Origin of the sequence: Acinetobacter sp. YH12070, from assembly GCF_013419625.1 — a bacterium.
Classification (GTDB): Bacteria; Pseudomonadota; Gammaproteobacteria; order Pseudomonadales; family Moraxellaceae; genus Acinetobacter; species Acinetobacter amyesii.
Window position 1 is genome coordinate 1 of sequence record NZ_VOZT01000049.1, and the last position, 24,616, is coordinate 24,616.

The 24,616-nt window shown below is 41.7% G+C and carries 18 protein-coding genes, 1 rRNA gene and 2 pseudogenes; 15 read left to right on the forward strand and 6 right to left on the reverse strand.

Going from position 1 to position 24,616, the window contains the following annotated elements:
- From rrf to FTU17_RS13390, 6 genes are all read left to right on the forward strand, one after another.
- Window positions 1-110, forward strand: a 5S ribosomal RNA gene (gene rrf, locus FTU17_RS13365); the annotation flags it as partial.
- A 624-nt stretch (window positions 111-734) separates the two neighbouring features.
- Window positions 735-2,108, forward strand: a complete 1,374-nt coding sequence (locus tag FTU17_RS13370) for an MFS transporter (protein WP_180035039.1) — start codon at window positions 735-737, stop codon at window positions 2,106-2,108.
- A 361-nt stretch (window positions 2,109-2,469) separates the two neighbouring features.
- Complete coding sequence (locus FTU17_RS13375; protein WP_180135681.1) at window positions 2,470-3,915, forward strand: aldehyde dehydrogenase family protein; 1,446 nt, start codon at window positions 2,470-2,472, stop codon at window positions 3,913-3,915.
- A gap of 117 nt (window positions 3,916-4,032) precedes the next feature.
- Window positions 4,033-4,563, forward strand: a complete 531-nt coding sequence (locus tag FTU17_RS13380; RefSeq protein ID WP_373684072.1) for a DUF1287 domain-containing protein — start codon at window positions 4,033-4,035, stop codon at window positions 4,561-4,563.
- A 367-nt stretch (window positions 4,564-4,930) separates the two neighbouring features.
- Complete coding sequence (locus FTU17_RS13385) at window positions 4,931-6,415, forward strand: sodium-dependent transporter (protein ID WP_180135684.1); 1,485 nt, start codon at window positions 4,931-4,933, stop codon at window positions 6,413-6,415.
- A gap of 1 nt (window position 6,416) precedes the next feature.
- Window positions 6,417-6,527 (forward strand): methionine/alanine import family NSS transporter small subunit, encoded by a 111-nt coding sequence (locus FTU17_RS13390; protein ID WP_180005359.1) that lies wholly within the window; start codon window positions 6,417-6,419, stop codon window positions 6,525-6,527.
- 82 nt (window positions 6,528-6,609) lie between these two features.
- Here FTU17_RS13390 and rsmB read toward each other — a convergent pair whose 3' ends face one another.
- Together rsmB and fmt are read right to left on the reverse strand one after the other, a co-directional pair.
- Window positions 6,610-7,917, reverse strand: coding sequence for a 16S rRNA (cytosine(967)-C(5))-methyltransferase RsmB (rsmB, locus tag FTU17_RS13395; RefSeq protein WP_180005358.1), 1,308 nt, complete (start codon window positions 7,915-7,917; stop codon window positions 6,610-6,612).
- Complete coding sequence (gene fmt / locus FTU17_RS13400; protein ID WP_180135686.1) at window positions 7,917-8,876, reverse strand: methionyl-tRNA formyltransferase; 960 nt, start codon at window positions 8,874-8,876, stop codon at window positions 7,917-7,919. Before fmt ends, rsmB begins: the two co-directional genes overlap by 1 nt.
- 437 nt (window positions 8,877-9,313) lie before the next feature.
- On the opposite strand from fmt, the gene ilvD (FTU17_RS13405) reads away from it, so the two are divergent.
- From ilvD (FTU17_RS13405) to FTU17_RS13445, 8 genes and pseudogenes are all read left to right on the forward strand, one after another.
- Window positions 9,314-11,143 (forward strand): dihydroxy-acid dehydratase, encoded by a 1,830-nt coding sequence (gene ilvD / locus FTU17_RS13405; RefSeq protein ID WP_111885144.1) that lies wholly within the window; start codon window positions 9,314-9,316, stop codon window positions 11,141-11,143.
- 686 nt (window positions 11,144-11,829) lie between these two features.
- Window positions 11,830-13,515 (forward strand): dihydroxy-acid dehydratase, encoded by a 1,686-nt coding sequence (gene ilvD / locus FTU17_RS13410; RefSeq protein WP_180135687.1) that lies wholly within the window; start codon window positions 11,830-11,832, stop codon window positions 13,513-13,515.
- Between the two features lie 150 nt (window positions 13,516-13,665).
- Window positions 13,666-14,988, forward strand: a complete 1,323-nt coding sequence (locus FTU17_RS13415) for a hypothetical protein (protein WP_180110265.1) — start codon at window positions 13,666-13,668, stop codon at window positions 14,986-14,988.
- Window positions 14,969-15,256 carry a chorismate mutase gene (locus FTU17_RS13420; RefSeq protein WP_078191648.1) on the forward strand — a complete coding sequence of 96 codons (288 nt, stop codon included), beginning with the start codon at window positions 14,969-14,971 and terminating at the stop codon, window positions 15,254-15,256. Before FTU17_RS13415 ends, FTU17_RS13420 begins: the two co-directional genes overlap by 20 nt.
- A gap of 228 nt (window positions 15,257-15,484) precedes the next feature.
- A complete protein-coding gene (locus FTU17_RS13425; RefSeq protein WP_180041599.1) occupies window positions 15,485-15,799 on the forward strand; it encodes a hypothetical protein in 315 nt (104 codons plus the stop codon).
- Window positions 15,800-16,100: 301 nt separating this feature from the next.
- A pseudogene (locus FTU17_RS17750) lies at window positions 16,101-16,250 on the forward strand (IS3 family transposase); the annotation flags it as partial.
- Between the two features lie 58 nt (window positions 16,251-16,308).
- On the forward strand, window positions 16,309-16,977 hold the full coding sequence (locus FTU17_RS13440) for a hypothetical protein (protein WP_227591841.1): 669 nt from the start codon (window positions 16,309-16,311) through the stop codon (window positions 16,975-16,977).
- Between the two features lie 163 nt (window positions 16,978-17,140).
- Window positions 17,141-17,878 (forward strand): sulfite exporter TauE/SafE family protein, encoded by a 738-nt coding sequence (locus FTU17_RS13445; protein ID WP_180135689.1) that lies wholly within the window; start codon window positions 17,141-17,143, stop codon window positions 17,876-17,878.
- 9 nt (window positions 17,879-17,887) lie between these two features.
- On the opposite strand, the gene FTU17_RS13450 is transcribed toward FTU17_RS13445, so the two are convergent.
- The 4 genes from FTU17_RS13450 to FTU17_RS13465 form a co-directional block, all read right to left on the reverse strand.
- A complete protein-coding gene (locus FTU17_RS13450) occupies window positions 17,888-18,790 on the reverse strand; it encodes a LysR family transcriptional regulator (protein WP_180135691.1) in 903 nt (300 codons plus the stop codon).
- Window positions 18,791-18,905: 115 nt separating this feature from the next.
- Window positions 18,906-20,210, reverse strand: coding sequence for a solute carrier family 23 protein (locus tag FTU17_RS13455; protein WP_180135693.1), 1,305 nt, complete (start codon window positions 20,208-20,210; stop codon window positions 18,906-18,908).
- A gap of 297 nt (window positions 20,211-20,507) precedes the next feature.
- Entirely contained in the window at window positions 20,508-23,192 is a 2,685-nt protein-coding gene (gene ppc, locus FTU17_RS13460; protein ID WP_180135694.1) for a phosphoenolpyruvate carboxylase, read from the reverse strand.
- Window positions 23,193-23,345: 153 nt separating this feature from the next.
- Window positions 23,346-23,969, reverse strand: a complete 624-nt coding sequence (locus tag FTU17_RS13465) for a TetR/AcrR family transcriptional regulator (RefSeq protein ID WP_180110863.1) — start codon at window positions 23,967-23,969, stop codon at window positions 23,346-23,348.
- Between the two features lie 151 nt (window positions 23,970-24,120).
- On the opposite strand from FTU17_RS13465, the pseudogene FTU17_RS13470 reads away from it, so the two are divergent.
- A pseudogene (locus FTU17_RS13470) lies at window positions 24,121-24,492 on the forward strand (biotin/lipoyl-binding protein); the annotation flags it as partial.
- Between the last annotated feature and the right edge of the window lie 124 nt (window positions 24,493-24,616).

Genomic DNA, 24,616 nt, shown 5'->3' on the forward strand with positions numbered 1-24,616 from the left:
CGACAATAGCAAGAGTGAACCACCTGATCCCTTCCCGAACTCAGAAGTGAAACCTCTTAGCGCTGATGGTAGTGTGGGGTTACCCATGTGAGAGTAAGTCATCGCCAGCTCATTATTCGAAACACCCCCTGACTAGTGCAGGGGGTGTTTTTTTATGTGTGGAGAAAAGGGGAAAAGAAGATAAGCAGAAGCATAAAACAGGGAGATGATAAAAATATTGATAGATTGTGGCTTGAATTATTTAAACATGGATGATTATTAGACAATAAACGCATTTAAAAATCATCAATTGAAGGAATTCTCAGCTTAAAAATGTCGGAAAACCTGAATGTAAGTCAGCTAAAACAACAGTTTAAATGCCTAATTATCGACTTAAGTGATGGCTGATGCCTTATGATTTAGAAATCTACGACCTAGATCGTAGAGTCTGGTTTTTTTCTATAAAATTTGAGTTTTATTCTGACAATTTTCATATCAAATAATCTATCGTCTGATTGTGATTTAGCTTCTAGTAACACATTGAAAATTAATCATTATAAAAACTAGACCCACAGTCCATCGACTTTTTTATGTATAAATATTTCAAAAATATCCGAGTTTTTATGACATTTTATTCCCAAACAACATGGATATATCTGAAAGGTATGGGTCTATACCTTTGTAATTTTGGACAATTTACAGTCAAAAACGGCATTGTAGCGAAAAATAAAACTCACAATTGGAGGTGAGGTTCAATGTCTACAAGCACAATGAATGTGAATAGCGTTGTCGATAACGCTAAGTTCACAAAATCGCATTTCAGCATCATGATGTGGTGTCTAATTCTTATTTTATTTGATGGTTACGACTTAGCGATCAATGGTGTTGCGCTGCCTTTATTGATGAAAGATTGGGGATTAACAGCTGTTCAGGCAGGTATGCTAGCGAGTACAGCACTTGCAGGGATGATGTTTGGTGCCATGATGTTTGGTACTTTGGCTGATAGGATTGGCCGTAAAAAAGTTATCATGATTTGTGTATTTTTATTCAGTACATTCACATTTTTAGGCGGTTTTGCATCAAATCCAACGGAATTTGGCGCGTTACGTTTTATTGCTGGACTTGGCATTGGTGGGGTATTACCGAACCTTGTGGCATTGACATCTGAATATGCACCTAAGCATCTACGCAGTACTTTAGTGACCACCATGTTCAGTGGTTATGCAATGGGTGGCATCATGGCGGCTCTCTTTGGTTCATGGTTTACTGCGGATTATGGTTGGCAAATCATGTTCTTCATTGCGGGTATTCCACTGTTACTGTTGCCATTTGCTTGGAAATTTTTACCTGAATCGCTCACATTTTTGGTGAAGGTGAATCGTCATGATGAAGCACGTCGTATGATTCAAACCATTGCACCTGAACAAACCGTGACTGCAAATACTCAACTGGAACTGACTGAAGTTGCGGTTCCGGGTGGAACGTCTGTTAAAGCGTTGTATAAGCAAGGTCGTGGCGTAAGTACGATGTTGTTTTGGCTGTGTTTCTTTATGTGTCTATTAACCCTTTATGCATTAGGCAGTTGGTTACCAAAACTAATGATGGCCGCAGGTTATTCATTAGGTAGCAGTTTGACGTTCCTATTGGCGATGAATATTGGTGCGGTGATTGGTACGATTGGCGGCGGTATTTTAGCTGACAAATTCCATTTAAAACCGGTGATCATTACATTATGTCTCGCAGGTGCTGTGGCACTATCGTTACTCGGCTTTAATTCACCACAGCCTGTGATCTATCTTTTGGTTGCAGTCGCAGGTGCATCGGCAATTGGTTCGCAAATCTTGCTGTATAGCTATGTTGCACAGTACTATCCGTTGTCTGTACGTTCGACAGGTATTGGTTGGGCTTCTGCAGTTGGTCGTACAGGTGCGATTGTTGGCCCTATTCTGATCGGCTATTTATTATCACAAGAATTGCCACATCAAATTAACTTTATGGCCGTAGGAATTCCAGTAGTCATCGCAGCGATTGCAGTGTTCTTTATTCGCAAAGCGCAAACGGATGAAGAGGTTGCCGCTCTAGAAAATGTGAATAAGGCTTCAGTGAAAACACAGCGTTCGTATAGTTAAAATTTAGATTTAAAAAAGCCCGTTATTTGATGGGCTTTTTTCATGTTGTATTCACATTTTTTATTATTAATTTAGTTTTGAAGAATTTATTAATATTATGATAAATAATGAGATTTTTTATTTTAAATAACTTTTCTAATTTAATTTCATCGTTATATAGAGACTCGATCATACGTTTTTCAGTACAAGCAGAGGTCTGAAAATAGGGGATGAAGTTCAGGGCGTATAAGTAATCAAGTTTGAGGCTTGAGGTTCATTTTGTTACTTAAATATAGTGAACTCTGTGCTCAGTCAGCGCATGATAGAGGCATAGATTTATTCACATTTATCAATAATGTCTCAAGATCATGGAAATATCGTCATGTCCAAAGCCGTACAAGATATAAAAGATTATCCGCTCTATGTTGCAGGTAAAGCAGCGACTACCGATCAGTGGTTAGAAGTGAATCATAAATATACCCAAGACGTATATGCACGCGTTGCGCTCGCAGATGCTGCAACCATTGAAAAAGCCATTGATTCAGCGGTCAAATCTAGTGCTGCAATGGCGGCATTGGAACCTTTTCAAAAACAAAAAATTTTACTGCACTGTGTAAAACGCTTTAATGAAATGCGTGCAGAATTGACTGAAATTTTAATTGCGGAAGGTGGAAAACCGCGTAAAGCCGCAGCTGCTGAAGTTGAACGTTTAATCAATACCTTTCAAATTGCTGCCGATGCTGTCACACAGATGGATGATGGTCGTATGATACCATTGGCGGTTACCGCAGCGGCATCCGGTTATCAAGGCATGGTCAAACATGTGCCGATAGGCCCTGTATCGTTGATCAGCCCGTTTAATTTTCCGATCAATCTTACTGCGCATAAAATTGCACCTGCCATTGCTGCAGGCTGTCCATTTGTGTTGAAGCCTGCAAGTTTGACGCCTATTTCAGCTTTAAAAATTGCGGAAGTTTTAGCAGAAACAGATTTACCTAAAGGTGCCTTTTCGGTTTTACCTTGTCCACGTGAACATGCAGATGTCTTGGTCACTGACGACCGATTTAAACTGCTCAGCTTTACCGGTTCCGATGTTGTCGGCTGGGATATGAAAGCGCGTGCGGGGCGTAAAAAAGTGACTTTGGAACTCGGTGGCAACGCTGCTGTATTGGTTGAGCCTGATACTGAAATTTCAGCGGCATTTATTGAACGCTTAGTCGGTGGGGCGTATAACCATGCAGGGCAGGTGTGTATCAGCGTACAACGCATCTTGGTGCATGCTGATATCTATGCCGATGTAAAGAAAAAACTCGTGGCCAGAATGAAGCAGCTTAAAGCGGCTGATCCACAGTTGGAAAGCACCATGGTCGGTCCCATGATTAAGGAAGCGGAAGCAACACGCGTGCATAAATGGGTCGATAAAGCAGTCAAAAAAGGAGCTAAAGCTTTGGTTCGTGGTGAACATCAGGGTGCTTTGCTCGATCCAATTTTATTGGAAAGTGTCGATGAATCACTGGAAGTGTATAAAGATGAAATCTTTGGTCCTGTAGCGATTTTAGAGAAATACAAAAATTTTGAAAAAGGCATCGCCAAAATTAATAGCAGCCGTTTTGGCTTACAGGCGGGCGTCTATACGCAAAATTTGAATAAAATGCTGTATGCGTGGAATCACTTAGAGGTCGGTGGAGTGATTATTAATGACATTCCATCTTTCCGTGTCGATAACATGCCATATGGTGGCGTAAAAGATTCTGGCTTAGGCCGTGAAGGGATTCAGTCTGCCATTCGAGATATGCAAGAAGAACGCGTATTGGCGATAAAATTGTAGCCATTTAAACATGGGCTTGGTTCAGCATGGATCTGTTCGAAGCCCAGTTTTTGAATCATTTCAAAAAATCTAAAGTGAATAAGAAAAATGAAACGAATTTTATTATTGGTCAGTTTGATGACCGTGAATATGGCTGTCTTTGCCTTTAACGCCACTCAAATGGTGACGGATGCACGCAGTCAAATTGGGAAAACCTTATATTATGATCCTGCGTATACTGCACTGCGTTATCCAATGGGAGATGTCCCTTTAATCAAGGGTGTTTGTACCGACGTGGTAATTCGTGCATTACGACAGCAAGGGATTGATTTACAACAAACCATTCATGAAGATATGAAAGCCAATTTTAAGCAGTATCCACAAAAATGGGGCTTAAAAAGTACTGATAAAAATATTGATCATCGGCGTGTTCCCAATATTCAAACCTGGATGCAACGCCAGGGCTATGTAGTCAAAGATAAGCAGTATTTGGCAGGTGATATTGTCACTTGGGACTTAGGGCGTGGTTTAGTGCATATTGGCGTGGTTTCAGATCGTAAAATGAAAGCTAGCGATGTTCCGCTCATCATCCATAATATTGGAGAAGGTACACAGGAAGAAGATCTTTTGCATGCCTATCAAATTACCGGACATTATCGAGTGAAATAACTTTAAAAATTTAATTGGAAATAAAATATTCCTAAAAGTTATATTATTAATAACTTAAATTGTATGAAAAATAAGCTGATTAAATGAACATTTAAGCCTAAACACATTATAAAAATGGAATATTTGCCGTAGAAATTACAGAAAAACTTAAAAAAAGTGAGTATTGTTAATTCATACAAAGGGAAAGTTATTTGTGGTGTTTTTAACCAAAATGCGCATGTGATTTTTCTGTTTGCAATTTGGTATAGACGCTCACAAGGTATCTCACCAGATCAAACACCCAGAATTTTATTTTTATGGTTCTTTTTTTGCTCGCGATATAACCATAACAAGCAGCAGTTAAAGATGCCTGAGGTTTAGGTGTTCTATGTCAGATAATCGTGAAATCTGGTCGGCACGATCAGGATTTATCATTGCCGCTATTGGTTCCGCTGTAGGTTTGGGAAACATTTGGCGTTTCCCTTACGTGGCGTATGAAAATGGTGGCGGTGCATTTTTAATTCCCTATTTAATTGCAATTTTTGCAGCGGGTTTGCCTTTATTGTTCTTAGATTATGCAGTGGGGCATAAATTCCGAAAAGCACCGCCAACTGCATATAAAAAACTTATGAACAGTGAGGCATTAGGCTGGTGGCAAGTGATGGTGACACTCATCATCGGGATCTACTATGCCAGCGTATTGTCATGGGCCGGTAGTTACATGTATTACGCCATTGGACAACAATGGGGCTCAGATACGGAAAGCTTTTTCTTTAAAACCTATCTACAAAATGGTGATGGCTTAACATTTGGTTTTGTTCCGACTTTATTTGTTGGTTTAGTCATTGTTTGGGCTGTGGTGATGTTCATTCTCTATGGCGGTGTACGTCGTGGTGTAGAACTTGCCAATAAAATTTTTATGCCGTTATTGATCGTGTTATTTAGCATTTTAGTCATTCAAGCATTGCGTCTACCGGGTGCGGCAGAAGGCTTAAATGCATTCTTTACGCCAAACTGGGAAGCGATGACCGACTATAAAGTATGGTTAGCAGCCTTTGGTCATATCTTCTTCTCGTTATCGATTGGTTTCGGGATCATGTTGACCTATGCGTCTTACTTAAAAGCAAAAACCAACTTAACCGGTTCAGGTGTAGTCGTTGCATTAGCCAACTCATCATTTGAAATCTTAGCGGGTATTGGCGTCTTTGCAGCACTTGGTTTCATGGCACAAAGTTCAGGTGTACCTGTAAAAGAAGTAGTATCTGGTGGTATTGGTTTAGCCTTTATTGCCTTCCCGAAAATCATTTCGAGTATGGGGGCAGGCGGTGATTTGTTCGGCTTCTTGTTCTTTGCTTCGTTGGTGGTTGCAGGGATTACCTCTATGGTGAGTATCTTGCAAGTGCCAATTGCAGCGTTTCAAGACAAATTGGGTTGGTCAAAAAATAAAGCTGTGAGCATTATTGGTGGCGGTTCAGCAATCGTATCTACACTTTTATTCTCTACACAAAGTGCCATTACTTTTGTTGATATCATTGACTACTTTGCCAATAACATTGGGATCGTGGGTGGTGGTTTACTCTCTATTATTTTGGTGTCGTGGTTCCATCGTCCATTGATGAAACAATTACAAGAGCATGCAAATCAATACTCAAGTATCAAGTTGGGTCAAGGTTGGAATTTCTTATTGACCGTGATCACCCCAATTTCATTATTGGTTGCACTTGTATTGACGATTAAGGCTGTCGCAACTGAAGGTTATGGCGGTTATCCTGCAACGACACTTTGGTTGGTGGGTGGTTCGGTATTGGCCTTCTTTGTATTGGGTTCTGTTCTATTAAGCTTGTGTAAAGACAAAGGTCCAGAGGAGAATTAATATGAATACATCTGCAATGATCATGATGATTTTATCAATTGTTTTGCTATGGGGTGGTTTACTTTTAGCGACGATTCATTTGGTGAAAAATCCTGACGAAGCTGAAGATTAAATTTAGAATGACGAAAAAAATGCCCGATGAAATCATCGGGCATTTTTTATGATTGTTTACATCTAAAAAGGTGTTTATTGATTTAGGCCGTTTTTACTATACGGCAATAATAGAAGCCATCGCCATAACCCACTTTCGGGAAAAGTTGACGACCATGGATTTGTTCAACTCCCCAATCTGCTTCAATTTTAATTTCTTGGGCATCGGCATGATTGGCAAAGAACTCAACCATTTGCTGTTCATTTTCAGCTTTTAAAATCGAGCAAGTGATGTAAAGCAGCGTACCGCCAACTTTAAGTTGCTTCCACATGTTTTCCAAAATTTGCTTTTGTAATACTACTGTTTTCGCAATGTCGCCCGATTGACGTAGTAAACGAATGTCAGGATGACGACGCATTACACCGACAGCAGTACATGGCGCATCGAGCACGATACAATCAGCAAGCTCAGGAACAGTGTAAGTGATGGCATCGGCAGTTTGGATTTCGACATGTTTACCATCGAGAACCAAACGATCAAGGTTTTCAACTACACGTTTCAGGCGCTTTTCATCTTGGTCGAGTGCGATGAGTTTCTTCGGTTGGAAGGTCTCTAAAATGTGTGCAGTTTTACCACCGGGCGCAGCACAAGCATCAATCACAAATTTACCATCGAGATTTGGTAAGAGTGTTGCACACAGCTGAGCATGTTCATCCTGTACCGAAAAACCACCTGCTTCAAAGCCCGGCAAACTTGGAATATGTAGACTTTCATCCATCACAATACCGACATTAGAGAGTTCACAACGATGTGCATCGATGCCTTCATCTTCCAGAATATCAAGGTATTCATCACGGCTCACTTGGCGTGTATTGACACGTAAAGTCAGTGGCGCAATTTGTTTAAGCTCATAGCTGAGCTCGTCAAATTGTTCACCCCAGTCTTTTTTCAAACGTTTAGATAACCAACTTGGTAAATTGGTTGCTTGTTCAAGTACGTCGTAGAACTGTTCTGTTTCACGTGTTGCACGGCGCAAAATTGCGTTGATGAGGCCACTTAGACTTCCCATACCCAATTGTTTTGCAGCTTCCACCGTTTCAGAAATTGCAGCGTGAGCCGCGACACGGGTACACAACAATTGATACAAACCGAGGTATAAACAGGTTTCAACCACTTGGTTATCTACTGGTTTAGACAGTAATGGTAAAGTCAGTTGTTTCAATGCATACCATTGACGTAAACAACCGAGCACCAATTCGTGGAATAAAGCACGGTCTTTATCAGACACAATATTCATTTGCTGCGCGAGTACCGATTGCAGCGATTGACCATTTTGGACAGCCAATAACGTCTTCACTACCTGAGCACGTAAATTAAGGTCTCGGGTCGAGGCGTTGGGAGATTGCTTCATTATAAAATTTGTCCAATAGTCAATTTTTGGGTTTGTAAAATTTGTACAGGGTTGAGTGGTTTAGCACCTGGCCATTGTAAAGAGGTCAAAATAATCACGCTGCCATTGGCACAGGCAACGTGTATGCCTTTTTTGTCGATGGCAATGATTTCACCTGCTTGAGCGTTCGGTGCAGACACAGCAGAAAGTTCAGAATGCCAAACACGTAAGTTGTTTTGTTCATCCAACTGAATAAATGCTACCGGCCACGGATTAAAGGCGCGAATGTTACGATCAATTTGTACAGCATCGATGGACCAATCAATTTTTGCTTCAGCTTTTGATAGCTTATGTGCATAAACTGTTAATGCTTCGTCTTGAACTTCACGGCTGTCTAAATATTGCTGCAATGTTTGTTCAGTGTCTAAAACGGCAGTAATTGCAGTTGCACCTTGCTCTGCAAGTTTGTCATGCAAAGTTGCAGAGGTATCCGTTGCTTCAATCGGGCAGATGGTTTTATACATCATGTCGCCAGTATCTAGTCCGGCTGCCATTTTCATAATGGTGACACCTGTTTCAATATCACCTGTTGCGATGGCACGTTGAATCGGTGCTGCACCACGCCAACGTGGCAGCAATGAACCATGAATATTCAGACAGCCATATTTCGGGGTATCTAGCACCACTTGCGGCAAGATCAAACCATAGGCTGCAACCACCATAACATCGGCATTTAAGGCCTTTAATTCCGCTTGTGCGGCTAAACCTTCTTCAGTCGATGATTTGAAATGAAGGGGTTGGTAAACAGGAATATGGTGCTCTAAAGCCAATTGCTTTACGGCAGAAGCTGTGAGTTTTTGTCCACGTCCAGCTTTGCGGTCAGGTTGAGTGTATACCGCAACAATTTCATGTTGTGTGTTGAGCAAAGCAGCTAGTGCTGTTGCGGCAAATTCTGGCGTACCGGCAAAGATGATTTTCAAAATGAATGAACCGAATCTGTGTTGAATATGTGGATTATAGCAAATGATTAATGCGTAATTTAGAACATTAGAAATTGATTTTTGCAACTTTGAAGCTGTCCAAGCTCAATGATTTCATAACCCAAAATCGCAAATTTGCAATTTTTAAATAAATTATATTTATATAAAATTTAAAAATTATTCATGAAAGTTTTGTATTGTGCAGCCTTTGATGGCGGTATAGTAGATTTCAGTTAAAAGATTTTTGTCGTCAAATCACTCGGTTTTATTTATAGACCCATCTGCCCAAATCTCAGCTTAAAAAGCCATCTTTAAAAACAATGGCTTGGTGTATGATAGGTTTAAAATTCGACTGATTTTACATCATTGTCAGTATGATTTAGCCAGAGTGAATCTGCAGGGTTCATTTCAAGCTCAAACTTTGTTGGAAATATAAAATGCCTGACTATCGTTCAAAAACATCGACACACGGAAGAAATATGGCGGGTGCGCGCGGCTTATGGCGTGCAACTGGTATGAAAGATGAAGACTTCGGTAAACCAATTATTGCTGTCGTGAACTCATTTACCCAATTTGTACCGGGTCACGTTCATCTTAAAGACCTTGGTCAACTTGTGGCGCGTCAAATTGAGCAAGCAGGCGGTGTTGCTAAAGAATTTAACACCATCGCAGTCGATGACGGTATTGCGATGGGCCATGACGGCATGCTGTATTCATTGCCTTCACGTGACTTGATTGCAGACTCAGTAGAATACATGGTGAGCGCGCACTGTGCTGACGCAATGGTCTGTATTTCAAACTGTGACAAAATCACCCCAGGGATGTTGATGGCGGCAATGCGCTTGAACATTCCAGTGGTATTTGTTTCTGGCGGCCCAATGGAAGCGGGTAAAGTCAAAATCCGCGGCAATGACAAAGCGATCGACTTGATTGATGCCATGATTGTGGCTGCAGATGACAACTATACTGATGAAGAAGTAGCAGAATACGAACGCTCTGCATGCCCAACTTGTGGTTCATGCTCAGGTATGTTCACCGCAAACTCAATGAACTGCTTAACAGAAGCATTGGGCCTGTCTTTACCGGGTAACGGTTCTACACTGGCAACACATGCAAACCGTAAAAAATTATTCGAACGCGCAGGCTCTTTAATTGTTGAATTGGCTAAACGTCATTATGAACAAGATGATTACAGCGTATTGCCACGTGAAATGGTGACCAAAGCCTCGTATGAAAATGCCATGACTTTAGACATCGCGATGGGTGGTTCAACCAATACCGTTCTACACTTGTTGGCGGCTGCCAATGAAGCGGGTGTTGATTTCACGATGGATGACATTGACCGTTTATCTCGCAAAGTGCCTGTTCTATGTAAAGTTGCACCTGCGAAAAACGACGTACATATGGAAGATGTACACCGTGCTGGCGGTATCATGTCCATTCTCGGTGAATTAGACCGTGCAGGCTTATTGGACACATCTGTAGGTACTGTTCACGAAGCAAGCTTAAAAGATGCTTTAGATAAATGGGACATTATCCGTACTGAAAATGAAGACGTTTACCAATTCTTCCGTTCAGCGCCGGGCGGTGTACCAACGCAAACTGCATTCTCACAAGATCGATATTACCAACGACTAGATGGTGACCGTGAAAATGGCGTGATCCGTAATGCTGAACATGCGTTCTCGAAAGACGGTGGCTTAGCTGTGCTTTACGGCAACATTGCGCTCGATGGTTGTATCGTAAAAACTGCGGGTGTAGATGATTCAATCTTGAAATTCAACGGTACTGCACGTGTGTTTGAAAGCCAAGATTCAGCAGTAGAGGCGATCTTGGGCAATGAAATCAAAGCCGGTGATGTGGTTGTGATTCGCTATGAAGGCCCACGTGGTGGTCCGGGTATGCAAGAAATGTTGTACCCAACCAGCTACTTAAAATCGAAAGGTCTAGGCAAAGAATGTGCATTATTGACTGACGGTCGTTTCTCGGGCGGTTCGTCAGGCCTTTCTATTGGTCACGTGTCTCCAGAAGCAGCAGAAGGTGGTGCAATTGGTTTAGTGGAAGATGGCGATTTAATCGAAATTGATATTCCAAACCGTACCATCAACCTTGCTGTTGATGAAGCAACCATGGCCGCTCGCCGTGCAGCGCAAGAAGCCAAAGGTTGGCATCCAGTTGAAGAGCGTCCACGCAAAATTTCGAAAGCATTGAAAGCGTATGCAATGCATACCACGAGTGCGGCGAAAGGCGCAGTACGTGAAATCTAAACTTTAGATGTTTAATTAAAAAGCACTCCACATGGGGTGCTTTTTTAATTTACATCTACATAACTTGCATTGGATACGAGGAAATGTCATCCGCAACTGTCTGAGGTAAACGGTAATTTAAAAGTGAATGTTTCTGCGATCATTTTTTTAGTTGCAAACAGTTGCCGAGTTTTGCGGATGACAAATGGTTTTGGTTACTTTTGCCGAAACAAAAGTAACATACGAGCTCCGAAAATTAGCTTTTATAGAGGTAAGACTCCGCTGTAATCAGCTTTTAAATGAAATAATGGGACAATAATTCTAAGTTATAGATTTCTTAATCTGATTAAAAATAATGTTTCTTGAAGCAAATAAATAAAATTTAATAATTAGTGGATGTCATTAAAATTCTAAAAAGACAGCCTCGAATAGTAGCTATAATTTATATGGCTTTGTGTAGGCAATCCCTTACTTTTGAAAGATCAAAAGTAACAAAAATCTTTTGTTCTCCTGATATGGCATCCCTGCCATACAGGAAAACAGCGACATCCATGTCGTTTTGTCATGTGATTGAATGGTATTGCATGCGCTAAAAATCTTTTTTGTTGAGATGTAATTTCTTTTACATGCCGAGCGCTTTCTATACAATAAATTTAAAAGAACCCGCCAAAGCTGAAGCCAAAATCAGCCATCGCCAAGGAACAACAATGAGTAAAAATAATATCCGCGAACATTCTGCTCCTGTTTATGAAGGCATAGAGAATGCGCCTGCACGTTCCATGATGCGTGCCACGGGCTTCCAAGATGCAGACTTTAAACGCCCATTTATTGGTATTGCTTCGACTTGGGCCAATGTCACGCCGTGTAATATGCATATTGATGGCTTGGCGCGTGAAGCTGAAAGTGGGGTGAATGCTGCAGGCGGGAAAGGCATTATTTTCAATACCATCACCATTTCTGACGGCATTTCCAACGGTACAGAAGGCATGAAATATTCTCTGCTGTCGCGGGAAATCATTGCCGACTCTATAGAAGCTGTGGTGGGCTGTCAGGCCTATGATGGGGTGATTGCTATAGGCGGCTGCGACAAGAACATGCCGGGCTGCATTATGGGCTTGGCACGTTTAAATCGTCCGGGCCTATTTATTTATGGCGGCACCATTAAACCCGGAGCAGGTCATACCGACATGATCTCGGTATTTGAGGCGGTAGGCCAGCATGCCAAAGGCGAGATTAATGAAATTCAAGTGAAGCAGATTGAAGAAGTCGCGCTGCCGGGGCCGGGTTCGTGCGGCGGTATGTATACGGCCAATTCGATGGCTTCAGCGATTGAAGCCTTAGGCATGAGCTTGCCAGGTTCATCGGCGCAGGAAGCAGTTTCAGCAGATAAAATTGAAGATTGCCAACGCGCAGGTGAAGCCGTGATGAACCTGCTGCGTCTCGATATTAAGCCGCGCGACATTATGACCAAAGCCGCTTTTGAAAACTCGATTAAAGTGCTGATTGCTTTAGGCGGGTCAACCAATGGCGTACTGCATTTGATTGCTATGGCGCATACCGCAGGTGTGGAACTGTCTTTGGACGATTTTGTGCGCATTGGCAAAGACATACCTGTGGTGGCCGATGTGCGTCCATCGGGTCAATATTTAATGTCGGAACTGATTGCCATTGGCGGCATTCAACCGCTAATGAAGCGCATGCTGGATGCAGGTATGCTCGATGGCTCTTGCCTGACCGTTACGGGTAAAACTTTGGCGGAAAACTTAGCCGAGGTAGAGGATTATCCTGAAGGTCAGCAAATTATTCTGCCATTTGATGCACCGATCAAAAAGGATTCGCACTTAGTGGTGCTAAAAGGCAATCTGTCACCGACAGGTGCAGTGGCTAAAATTACCGGTAAAGAAGGGCTGTATTTTGAAGGGCCTGCGCGGGTATTTGAGGGTGAGCAGGGTGCCATGCGTGGTATTTTAGATGGCGAAGTACAAGAAGGTGAAGTGGTGGTGATCCGCGGTGTTGGGCCGAAAGGCGGGCCGGGTATGCCGGAAATGTTAAAACCGACTTCAGCGATTATTGGTAAAGGTCTAGGCCAATCTGTTGCACTGTTGACTGATGGGCGTTTCTCGGGCGGCAGCCATGGTTTTGTGATTGGGCATGTGACACCAGAAGCCTATGAAGGCGGCCCAATTGGCTTGGTTAAAAACGGCGATAAAATTTCAATTAACGCTGAAACCCGTGAAATGACTTGGCATGTGGCTGAGGATGAAATTGCTGCACGTCGCGCGGCCTGGGTCAAACCGAAACCCAACTATACCCACGGCGCTTTGGCTAAATTTGCCAAGTTGACCTCTGGTGCGGAAAAAGGTGCGGTGACTGACCTAAATCTAGACGTCTAATCCATTGTTAAACATTGAACATTCAGCCCTGACTTGATATAAGTTTTGCACAAGGCTTATATCTCATTTAAAACAGCTTCATAATAGAAGTTGACTTTAAGTATGTGCTGGCAGTGCTCAGTACAATTCATCATTTTGAGGCAAAAACGCATGTCACTGTTACGCCGTTGGTTCGATCCAATCCGATCGAGTTGGTTTTATCAGAAACCGACCCGACAAGCGGTGTTACCCACGGAACAAGGTCTGAGTGTTTATCTTCGACTGGATGATGTCTATAGCTATTTGGCTGCGCAGCAACTGCCTCAATTAGAAGAAATTCTCAGTGATGAAATTAAACCACTGAAAGTGATTATTTGTCGTCAGAGTGCTGAACCTCCAAATCAAATGTCATCGATAGAATGGCAACAATATTGTCTGAATGATGCCCAAATTTTAGCGCGGCAGCATCGTTTTAGTTTTCATGAAACACCTGAACAACCGACCGCTGAAGCTTTAGAACAAGCCGAAATTATTCTAAAAAATACCCCATTACGCGGCCAAGACTTTCTTTATTTACTTGAAGATGTGTTCCACATGTTGTGGCAAAAGCAGTATGGCAAGCTGAGAACACTGTACGCGATGGCCAGCCGTCATCATAAAGCGCAAGATTTTCCAGAACGGATCTTTTCTGACTTACCAATTTTGACGGGGTATTTTGAGTTTGGCGAACGTAAGTACCATGCTGTAGATGATTTACTGCGTTTAACACGCCGTTTAAAACAACAAAAACTCCTGACAGATAACCCGATCTTTATGATCAATCATATTGAATGGCGTGAGCACCTGATCAGTGATGCAGAAGAGTTGAATGAAATTCAGGGACTCGATCCTGAGCTTGATCTCTACATCGCGATGGAAGATCCGATTTCATGGTTACTGTTGGCTTATATTCGTGAGGAATTGGCGGACTATTATAATATTCAGCTGAATGTGTATCCATTGTCGTATCACGGTCGTGATCTGTTTGACTGGAGTTTGGCAACACGTCTGTCTAAACGGACCGAAGTTAAGTTCACGCCATTTTGCCGGCCTACAGAAGCTGCGACATTAGCTATGTCACAGCTTTACTACAGTGCGCCCGAAGAGCAGCGTATTGAGGTGATGTATCGCATTTTGGAGGCCGTATGGACCAAAGGGCGTGATTTATCCTTTAAAGCACATTTTCAGGCTTTACAGTATGAGTTAGAGATTTCTGAACTGACTACTGACGATATTGCTGAAAAATTAAAAGAAAATGATATGCACTGTGAGATGAAGTCACAGCCGGATTTTCCCGTCTTGGAATTACGTATTGCAGGTCAAAGCTATGTATTTAATAGCTTATACCGCGTATGGATGATTGAAAGTATTTTCAGTAATGTGTTAGAAGAGAAGTATAAAAGTGAAAACACCGCTGAAAGTGAAGCCAGAGAATATGAAGAAAGAAAAAGTTGAGTCATTAGAGCAAGCCCGCGCACAGATTGATGTGATTGATCAGGGGATTATTGAGCTCATTGCTGCACGTCAGTTTTATGTCGATCAAGCGGTGCGTTTTAAGCGTTCAGTACAGGATGTTCAATCACCAGAACGTGTCGAAGCGGTGATAAGTAAAATTCGTCTACAAGCCACAGAGCACGGTGTAAATGCAGATATTGTGGAACGTTTATACCGCGATATGATTCAGCATTTTATTCAACGTGAGTTGAAAGAGATTCGACCGTAATTTTTAGTTTTTGAGATTAGATCAAATTTATTAATGTTCTTTTTTAATATCACCAACTGAAAAATAATGATTTGATTTACATTTTGAAATTTTATTAATTTTTTTATTTGTTATTCTTTATCCAATTAGGCTTTGTTGCACAAAGATTTCATAACTATATGATTTTAAAGGTTTTGATTATTTTTTGATCCAAAATTAAATTTATTTAAATCAGATGCTTACATATTTATGCAACAAAGCCAGTTACCTCTAAAAAACAAATTAGGATATATTGGCGTAAATGGTATTCTTTCAGATCCTGATACTAAATTAGATGCGAATGGAAAATTCTTTATTCCTGCTAAAACTGAAAAATACTATTTAAAGAAACCTCCAGTAGATTATGCTAATAGTACAGGAGATTTATTTTTTTCATTCCCTAATTATCAAACAAAAAGAATTGAATATGCTGACCTCTATGTAGATCAAGTTCCCGAAGATAGGGCAGGCTTTGACCATCTTAATAAAATTGATGTGGGAATTATCTACTTAGATCCTGAATAAATAGATAGTCGTTTGATCCTAGACAAAATAATGGGCACATATTCCCTCTAAAGATAAAGTAAGGTTAACTTTAGAGATATAAAAATAGCTAAACGCTGTAGTCTAAAAATATACAACAAGCTAATTATTATGCGCTTTCAAACTCACACGAGTCTGTAGTTTCAATCGCCCATAAATTAGGTGTAGGGTATCAACCTTAGATAACTGGATTCGCTAAGCTAATCTAGTTGGTTCAAGCAAACGTCAACTTTCACCAGAACAACAGCGTATTCTAGACTTAGAAAAAGATGTCAAGCAGCTCAGGGAAGCCAATGCTGTCTTGTTTGAATATATTGAAATTTACTACAATCGAATCAGAAAGCATTCTGCAATTGGCAGGTTAAGTCCTGAAGCCTTTGAACAGAAATATTTTAATAATTTAGAGGGATCTGTTGTCCACGATACTGTCTAGGATCATTTCTTAGCTTTAAAACTCATACCTTTACCTTAAACTCCGCAGCGAGAGAAGTATGATGAAGCATTTTTTTATTTTCTTAACCTTATTTTTTATATTTGGTAGTACTGCTTGCTCGTCTGAGAAAATTAGTTTGAATCAGAATGAAGTTAAAGAAGCTCAAAAAAAAGAATCAATTTCAACGCTGTCTAAAGAAGATACAGCTATAATAAATGATTATAAAAATACTATTAATAAACTTAATCTGAGAGATAAAGAAAACGCAGATAAAGTAATGAAAGATAGTTTGTCTGAAATAAAAAAGATCACGAATGATCAAGAACGACAAAAGATTGAAATGCAAATCTACTTAGCAACAGGCATGTATGAAGAGGCTTATAATCTTAATAATAAAATGTTAAAGGACTCTTTCAGTCAGGAACTTTTAGTGACTCAGTGTGAGTTAAGCTATTATGCTAAAAGATCGAAAGATGAATATGAAAAATGTTATTCCGATTTAGCATTGATTTTAAAAGAAGAATTAAGGAAAGTATCAAAAAATGACCCTCAGTATATTTATGGTGAGTGGGGCTATTTGCTATCAATGTATAAATCAGGGAACGTTGAATATAAAAATAAAATAAAAAAATTTATTGATTCGATTCAAGATGAAACGGTGAAATATCAATTCGAAAGTTCTTATGGTTTAGCTGAAGAGCAAAAGAGTAGTTATGAGAGTAATTAAAATAAATAAGTTGTAATTCCTTTTTTATTGAATCCAACTACCTTGTCTATAGCTGATTTCAAGCACAGCCTCAACTTTTTATTGAGGCTCTATTCCAAAAACACTGATTTTTCAAAGCGCCTGAATTGCATAGCATAGAACCAATTCTTCAGCGAGTTTCGCCATGATTTGGTTCGTCATCACAGTTTTTGCAATTGCAGGTCTGATTAAAGGCACGATTGGGTTAGGCCTGCCTGCGGTATCGATGGGCTTACTTACCATTGTGATCAGTCCATTTCAGGCAGCCACATTATTAATCATTCCATCCATGGTCACCAACTTTTGGCAACTATTTGCTGAAGGGCAGGTATTGCGCCTAATTCAACGCTTTTGGCCCTTGTTACTTGGGATTATCGTCGGTTCAATTTGGAGTATTTTTCCAACTTTAGGACATGGTGAATTTAAAAGTGAAGCTTTACTGGGGGGCATGTTAGCACTATACGGACTGTATGGGCTTTGTGCGAAAAGCTTACCAAACTTTGCACCACATGAAAAATGGCTATCTCCAATTATCGGTTATCTCGGTGGAGCGCTGACTGTAGCCACAGGTGTGGTGGTGATCCCGGTGGTGCCATATTTGCAAGGTTTGCAACTCAAACGCGATGATCTCGTACAGTCACTCGGTTTGGCCTTTACCACGTCAACCATTTGTTTGGCGGTGTTCTTACAGCAAAATCCTGTGGAAGATCTCCCGATTGATTATGCCATGTCAGCCATGGCACTGGTTCCTGCGCTCATTGGCATGTGGGCAGGGAAAAAAATCCGTTACCGCATTCCAGAACAAAAATTCCGTAAGGTGTTTTTTATCGGGTTGATTGCCCTTGGTGGCTATATGATGTTGCACCAGTTTGACGTGATTTAAAGCCTAGACTTAGCTATCCAAAGCAGATTTTTGAGACAGTAGAAACTGACTGAAATGCTGATAATTTAAGGGTAAATCATCAAAATTACGTGCGGTGAGCAGCAATTTTCGATTGGCCCAGTCGCCGCTGAGCTCAACTTGGGCAAAGGCATACAAATTGATTAATCGTTGGGCTGCACGTTTTGGCATGATGGCAATGCCCACACCATTCGCCACCACTTGCGCGATCGCGGCAAAGTTCGGCAAACGCAGCCGATACTGAATTTCACAGCCGAATAATTTGGCTTGAGCCTCGATCGATTGTTGCAAGGAATGATATTGCATCAAACCGACAAAGGGATAATTCAAAATCTCTGCGGGTTTGACGCTAGATATCGAGGCCAATTCATGAGTTATAGGACAAATCAGTACCAAAGGATCATTTGCAAACTCAAGTGTTTGTAACTTTTCGGATTTAAAGAAACCCGAAATTAGACCTAGTTGTGCATTGCCTTGTTCAATCGCTGCAATGATGTCTTTAGACTCGGCTTCATGCAGCTCAATTTGTGTGTTGGGATTTTCAAGCAAATAACGTGGTAACAAGACCGGTAAATATTCACTTTGTGCAGATGAATTACACCATAAGGTCATATTGGAACTTAACCCATGGGCAAAGGGCAGCATCGCGTGTTCTAATTGTTGCCCCTCACCTAAGATGCGCTGTGCATGTTCAACCAAGGTTTGACCGGCAAGAGTCAGTTTGACACCTTTGGCTTGGCGAGTGAACAGGGCTGTGCGGTATTGCTGTTCGAGTTTTTTAATCCGTTCACTGGCTGCTTGTAGCGAGATGGCAGAACGAGCAGCGCCTTTGGTCAGACTGCCGCTGTCTACAATGTGCAGCACCAATTGAAGGTCGAACAAATCCAGTCGCATAGGGTGTATTCCTTGGCTAATGCCTTATCTTACCGAAAGTGTAGCTATAAAAAAAAGCGACCTTTCGGCCGCTTTTCAAATGAATGTTGTATTCTTTTTTAAATGCTTTGGAGGCTTATTCTGATTTATCGCCCAAGCTAAAGAACCAGTTCAAAATCAGCGCTGCAAATGTAGCAGTACCAATACCACCTAAGTTGAAGTTACCGAATTGAAGTGCAAAGTCACCTGTACCTAAAATAATCGTGACTGCTGCCACCATCAGGTTTTTATTTTTTGAGAAATCGACTTTGTTTTCAATCCAAATTTTCGCACCTGCAATGGTAATTAGACCAAATACAACAATCGATGCACCTGTCAAAATGGCTTGCGGAATGGTATGAATAATCGCACCAAACTTTGGAGAAAGACCAAGGAAAATGGCAAAGACACCTGCAAAGACAAAGACGATGGTTGAGTAAACGCGAGTCACTGCCATCACACCAATGTTTTCACCATAAGTGGTCATACCCGGACCGCCGACACCGCCTGAAAGTGTGGTTGCAACACCATCTGCAACGAAGGCTTTACCAATGTGCGGATCAAGATTTTCACCTGTCATCGCGCCCACGGCTTTAATGTGACCAAGGTTTTCTGCAACCAAAATCAACGCAATCGGTGCAATGATCAGCATGGCATTGAAATCAAAAACAGGCGAATGGAAGTGCGGAACACCAAACCAAGCGGCTTGTTGCACTGGCAAGAAATTAATTGGTGTGCCGTGACCCATCACATTCGATACGATGTAATACACCAAGTAAGCGAGTAGAAGGCCAACTAAGAGTAATAGACGTTGTAATAAACCTTTGGTGAACACAGCAATTGAACCCATACATAGTACGGTTACTAAAGCCATCCACATATTAAAGTTATTACCGGCAACCCCTTTAATGGTCACTGGGGCAAGGTTGAGACCAATGATCATCACCACTGCACCTGTCACTACAGGTGGCATGAGTTTTTCAATCCAACGGGTACCCGTTGCCATCACGATAAAACCAAAAATGGCATATAAAATACCGCAGGCCATAATCCCGCCAGCAGCCATCGCGATATTGGCATTTGGCGCGCCAGTACCTGACGCTGCATAACCTGTTGCGGCAATGACCACACCAATAAAGGCAAAGCTTGAGCCCAGATAACTTGGTACACGACCACCAGTCATAAAGAAGAACAAGATGGTACAGATGCCCGACATTAAAATTGCAAGATTGGCATCAAAACCCATCAAGAATGGTGCAAGAACCGTTGCACCAAACATTGCAAAGGCATGCTGTATCCCCAATACAACACTTTGCACAGGCGGAAGATACTCATTGGTACCGACAGGACGTGCATCAATATTGCCTTCGTATGGGCGCCATTTGGGAAACCAATTGGACATAAAATGAGCACTCAAAAGATAAATTGTGCACATCATACTCTTGTTTTTTAGAAGATTTAATTACTTTTAAAAATATTTTGTTCAAATTAATTACCTGACTTTACATGTATTTTTACCAAGTGGTAAAAGTTTTTTATATGTAAAATTAATGTTAAATCATGTAATTAATCATTGTTGGTTTTTTATCTTAGTTCATAAATTTTTCTTATTTTATATATTCCTAAACAATTTAAAGCTAAAGTGATTGCTTAAAAAAAAAGCACATCCATGGATGTGCTTCGTTTGGGGTTGGAAGTTTTAGCCAGTATTACGTAGACCGGCAGCGATACCGGCAATACTTACCATCAAAGCATGATCAACAGGCGTATTTTCTGCTTGGCGTGCTGCCAAATAAGCACGACGGCGTTTCATTAACTCGGCTTGTAGTAAATGTAGCGGCAGTAGATAGGGCTTACGTACTTTCATGGATTGGTCGAGCACATCGTTACTGCTGAGTAATTTCGATTCACCTTTGAGTGCTAATAGCGTTTGTACCGCATCACGTAAACGCTGACGTAACTCTTCGCCCAACTGTTTGAGGTCTGCGTCATCCGTCAGATGAGACTCATAATAAAGCGCCACATGACCATCGGCTTTGGACAAGACCATTTCCAACATATCAATCAGGGTTTGGAAATACGGCCATTGCTCTAACATTTCTTCGAGTGTCTGCTTTTGACCTTGATCAATCACTTGATTAATCGCAGCACCTGTACCAAGCCAAGCAGGTAGCATCAAACGGATTTGCGTCCATGCGAATACCCACGGAATCGCACGCAATGACTCAATTCCACCGCTGACTTTACGTTTGGCTGGGCGTGATCCGAGCGGTAACATTTGTAGTTCCAGTTCTGGCGTTACAGTCCGTAGGTATTTTACAAAATGCGGATTTTCACGCACGGTTTGACGATACACCTGTACCGACAGATCCGTCATGCTGTGCATGAGCTTGCGCCATTCCTGTTTCGGTTCAGGCGGTGGTAATAAGGTCGCTTCTAAGGTCGCTGCGGTGTAAATTTCCAGGTTTTGTAAGGCAATGCCTTCTAATCCAAACTTGAAGCGAATCATTTCCCCTTGTTCTGTGACACGAATCGCTCCTGAAATCGAACCCGGTGGCTGTGAAAACAGCGCTTGCTGTGTCGGCGCTCCACCACGGCTGATTGAACCGCCACGGCCATGGAATAATGTCAGTTGTACATCATGTTTTTTCGCAACCGCGGTTAATTCTTCCTGCGCACGATACTGTGCCCAGTTTGCCGACATAAAGCCCGCATCTTTGGCAGAGTCTGAATAGCCAATCATCACCTCATGTTTACCCTGAATATGCTGCTTATACCAATGCATATTGAATAGGGTATTCATGGTACGGGCGGCACCATCCAAATCTTTTAAAGTTTCAAACAGTGGCACAACGCGTAGCGCTTGTTTGATGCCCGCTTCTTTTTGCAGTAACAATACGGCCAAGACATCACTCGGATGCTCTGCCATGGAAATAATATAAGCCCCTAAACTTTCAGGTGGTTGCTCTGCCAAAGTCCGCATGGTTGCAAAGATTTCTTGTACATCCGGATGTTCAATCAGGCTTTGTTTTGGCTCATTTAAAAACTTCGGTAGCAATGGACGTTTGCTTTGCAGTTCCTGAATCAAGAAATTTTGACGGGCTTGCTCCGTCCATGTTTCAAAATTGCCTAAACCTAAATATTCCGTAATGGCAGAAATGGCTTGGCGATGACGAGTCGACTCCTGACGAATATCGAGTTTGAGTAATTCGATACCGAAACAATTCACCCGATGAATAAAGTCGAGTAACTGACCATTGGCAATTTCAGGTAAACCGCTGTCAATCAGTGAACGGTAGCAAACCAATAGTGGATCAAGCAGTTCATGGCGGCTTTTAATGACTTGGCTATCGTCCGCATCTTCACCACGGAGTTTTAGTGCCAACCAGTGACGAGTGGCTTTGAGGCGTTCCCGTGCATCACGTAGATATTCACGATACGGTTCAGGGTGGAAATGACCCAAGGCATCACTAAGCTCTTTGCTGCATTCTTGAATAGAGAGTTCCCAACGCAGGTCTTCGATATCGCGTAAATACAAGTCGGCAGCTTTCCAACGTGAAAGCCACAGCACTTCTTGAGTAATATTATGGGTGACGTTTGGGTTGCCATCACGGTCACCGCCCATCCAAGATGCAAAGCGCACAGGGGAAACATTTAAAGGCAACGTCTTGCCACAATGATCTTGAACCATGCCATCCAATTCACGCATGAATTTGGGTATAGCATTCCACAAGGTCTGTTCGATGGTTGTGAAACCCCATTTGGCTTCGTCGACAGGCGTCGGGCGATGTTGACGAATTTCATCTGTTTGCCATGCCGAGCAAATCAGTTGTTTTAAATCATCCAGTACGGCTTTGCGTTCGCGTGGCGTAAGTTTTTGTTGATCCATTTTAAACAGGCAATCATTAATCCCATCATATTTCTGGATCAAGGTACGGCGGCTGACTTCAGTTGGATGTGCAGTCAGGACCAGTTCAATTTTTAATTCACAGATTTGTTGGAACAGTTGTTCTGCACTGATGTTATTGCTTTTAAATTTTTCAAATAAATGATCCAGTGGATTCGGTGAGGGTGCCTGCTCATCAAACTCACTTTGGCGACGGCTACGCACAACATTGTACTGTTCGGCAATATTGGCAAAGTTGAGAAAGTGCGTAAATGCACGGGTCAGTGGCAGAATTTCTTCATCTTTTAAATTTAAAAATAATTGTTCTAACTGTTTTTCAGCTTCAACTTGTCCATCGCGCGCGCCTTTAGACAAAGCACGAATTTGCTCTACTTGATTAAACAAATCTTGTCCTGCATGCTGCTTTAGGGTTTCACCTAATAAATTGCCCAGTAAGCGCACGTCTTCACGTAATGGAGCATCAATTTGTTGAATCATTTGTTATTTCTCCGCGTATTCCTGTCTCGACTATACCCCGAAAGTGCTGTGGCAAAAGGGGGGTACAGACAAAAGTCGGATGACTTTTCTAGGTAAATGAGCAGTAGCTATGCCATTTGTTTCAGTTTAGCCTTGAAATATTTCAGAAAATGCTTAGCTCTGTGTGCCGAGTTGATATTTCAGCATAAAGATGTCGATGGCAGAGTGAATAATGGCCTGTCGCTCTGCTGTTTCAGGTACTGGGCGCATGCCCAATAAGACTTCTTGATGGCGTAGTCCCATCAGTAGCGACACAATCAGTTCAGTTTGTCGGGCAGGGTGATCCTGCTGAATGAAATTTAAAGCTGCTGCGTCTTGAAAAAAGTTTTCCCAGACTTGGCGCATTTTTAAATGTGAGGCACGGAAAAACTGTTCCACCAAGGGACTGTGTTCGGCAGCCAACTCCAAAAGTAATAAGTCCAGTTTAATGGCTTCTGGCAAATTCATGATGTTCAGCCCCAACTCACAAATTTCAACGAAAGCCTGCATAAAATGACTTTCGCTGTGCAGATGTCGCGGGCGGGTATTCAAAATATATTCACAGGTGTCTTCAATCGCACTGGTAAATAAGGTGGCTTTGTCCTGAAAATGGTTATAGACCGTCAGTTTGGTGACCCCTGCATGTTGCGCAATCTGATTCATGCTGCAACCGTGATAGCCCATTTCTAAAAATAATTGTTTTGCAGACTCTAAAATCCGTTGTCGTTTTTCTAAGTCTTTCGGGCGGCCGACATTCATTTGCTGAAAAAATTCCAAAAAAGGCGAAAAGGTCATTGATTTAGGATAATTAATCTAATTAATGTACCGTATGGTTTATTAATTAAAAAATAACCAAATTAATTGAATAATATTCTGCCCTAAAAAAGACTTTTTATTAAGAGCGAACTTCATGAGTACGATTAAGATCACAGTTGTCAGCATGATTATCGTTTGCAGTGTGGCCTTATGGGGATGCAGCAAGGATAAAGCCCAAACGGAACAGGAAGTGCCATTTGTGATGGTGACTCAGCCAGGCGCCACACATTTTGAACAAAAAAGTTATGCGGGTGATGTACAAGCACGCCAGCAAACAGCTTTAGCGTTTCGGGTTGGCGGTCAAATCACTGAGCGCTATGTCGATGTTGGAGACCAAGTCCGAGTCGGGCAAGTCTTGGCAAAATTAGACGTCAAAGATGCACAATTACAACTCAATGCTGCGCAAGCACAGCTTGAAAGCGCACGTTCCGCAGCGCAAATTGCTGAAGATGAATTAAAGCGCTTTAACTAAATGTGCGGAATTCTCCATCTATAATCTGTGATTTAGATGGAGATGGATAGCACGCCTTTTCAGTCGGGTCTCTCTTGGTTTTGGATGTATTCTCGAATTACATCAATTGTCGCTCCAC

What these genes read in the sequence shown, in the direction of transcription:
- FTU17_RS13420 (WP_078191648.1), top strand. Translation starts at nt 14,969, where the DNA reads ATGAAGAAAGAAAAAGTTGAGTCATTAGAGCAAGCCCGCGCACAGATT.
- rsmB (WP_180005358.1), bottom strand. Translation starts at nt 7,917, where the DNA reads ATGAAGCAATCTCCCAACGCCTCGACCCGAGACCTTAATTTACGTGCT.
- FTU17_RS13380 (WP_373684072.1), top strand. Translation starts at nt 4,033, where the DNA reads ATGACCGTGAATATGGCTGTCTTTGCCTTTAACGCCACTCAAATGGTG.
- FTU17_RS13390 (WP_180005359.1), top strand. Translation starts at nt 6,417, where the DNA reads ATGAATACATCTGCAATGATCATGATGATTTTATCAATTGTTTTGCTA.
- FTU17_RS13465 (WP_180110863.1), bottom strand. Translation starts at nt 23,969, where the DNA reads ATGAATGTCGGCCGCCCGAAAGACTTAGAAAAACGACAACGGATTTTA.
- FTU17_RS13445 (WP_180135689.1), top strand. Translation starts at nt 17,141, where the DNA reads ATGATTTGGTTCGTCATCACAGTTTTTGCAATTGCAGGTCTGATTAAA.
- FTU17_RS13375 (WP_180135681.1), top strand. Translation starts at nt 2,470, where the DNA reads ATGTCCAAAGCCGTACAAGATATAAAAGATTATCCGCTCTATGTTGCA.
- FTU17_RS13385 (WP_180135684.1), top strand. Translation starts at nt 4,931, where the DNA reads ATGTCAGATAATCGTGAAATCTGGTCGGCACGATCAGGATTTATCATT.
- ilvD (WP_180135687.1), top strand. Translation starts at nt 11,830, where the DNA reads ATGAGTAAAAATAATATCCGCGAACATTCTGCTCCTGTTTATGAAGGC.
- FTU17_RS13415 (WP_180110265.1), top strand. Translation starts at nt 13,666, where the DNA reads ATGTCACTGTTACGCCGTTGGTTCGATCCAATCCGATCGAGTTGGTTT.
- FTU17_RS13450 (WP_180135691.1), bottom strand. Translation starts at nt 18,790, where the DNA reads ATGCGACTGGATTTGTTCGACCTTCAATTGGTGCTGCACATTGTAGAC.
- ppc (WP_180135694.1), bottom strand. Translation starts at nt 23,192, where the DNA reads ATGATTCAACAAATTGATGCTCCATTACGTGAAGACGTGCGCTTACTG.
- FTU17_RS13425 (WP_180041599.1), top strand. Translation starts at nt 15,485, where the DNA reads ATGCAACAAAGCCAGTTACCTCTAAAAAACAAATTAGGATATATTGGC.
- FTU17_RS13455 (WP_180135693.1), bottom strand. Translation starts at nt 20,210, where the DNA reads ATGTCCAATTGGTTTCCCAAATGGCGCCCATACGAAGGCAATATTGAT.
- ilvD (WP_111885144.1), top strand. Translation starts at nt 9,314, where the DNA reads ATGCCTGACTATCGTTCAAAAACATCGACACACGGAAGAAATATGGCG.
- FTU17_RS13370 (WP_180035039.1), top strand. Translation starts at nt 735, where the DNA reads ATGTCTACAAGCACAATGAATGTGAATAGCGTTGTCGATAACGCTAAG.
- FTU17_RS13440 (WP_227591841.1), top strand. Translation starts at nt 16,309, where the DNA reads ATGATGAAGCATTTTTTTATTTTCTTAACCTTATTTTTTATATTTGGT.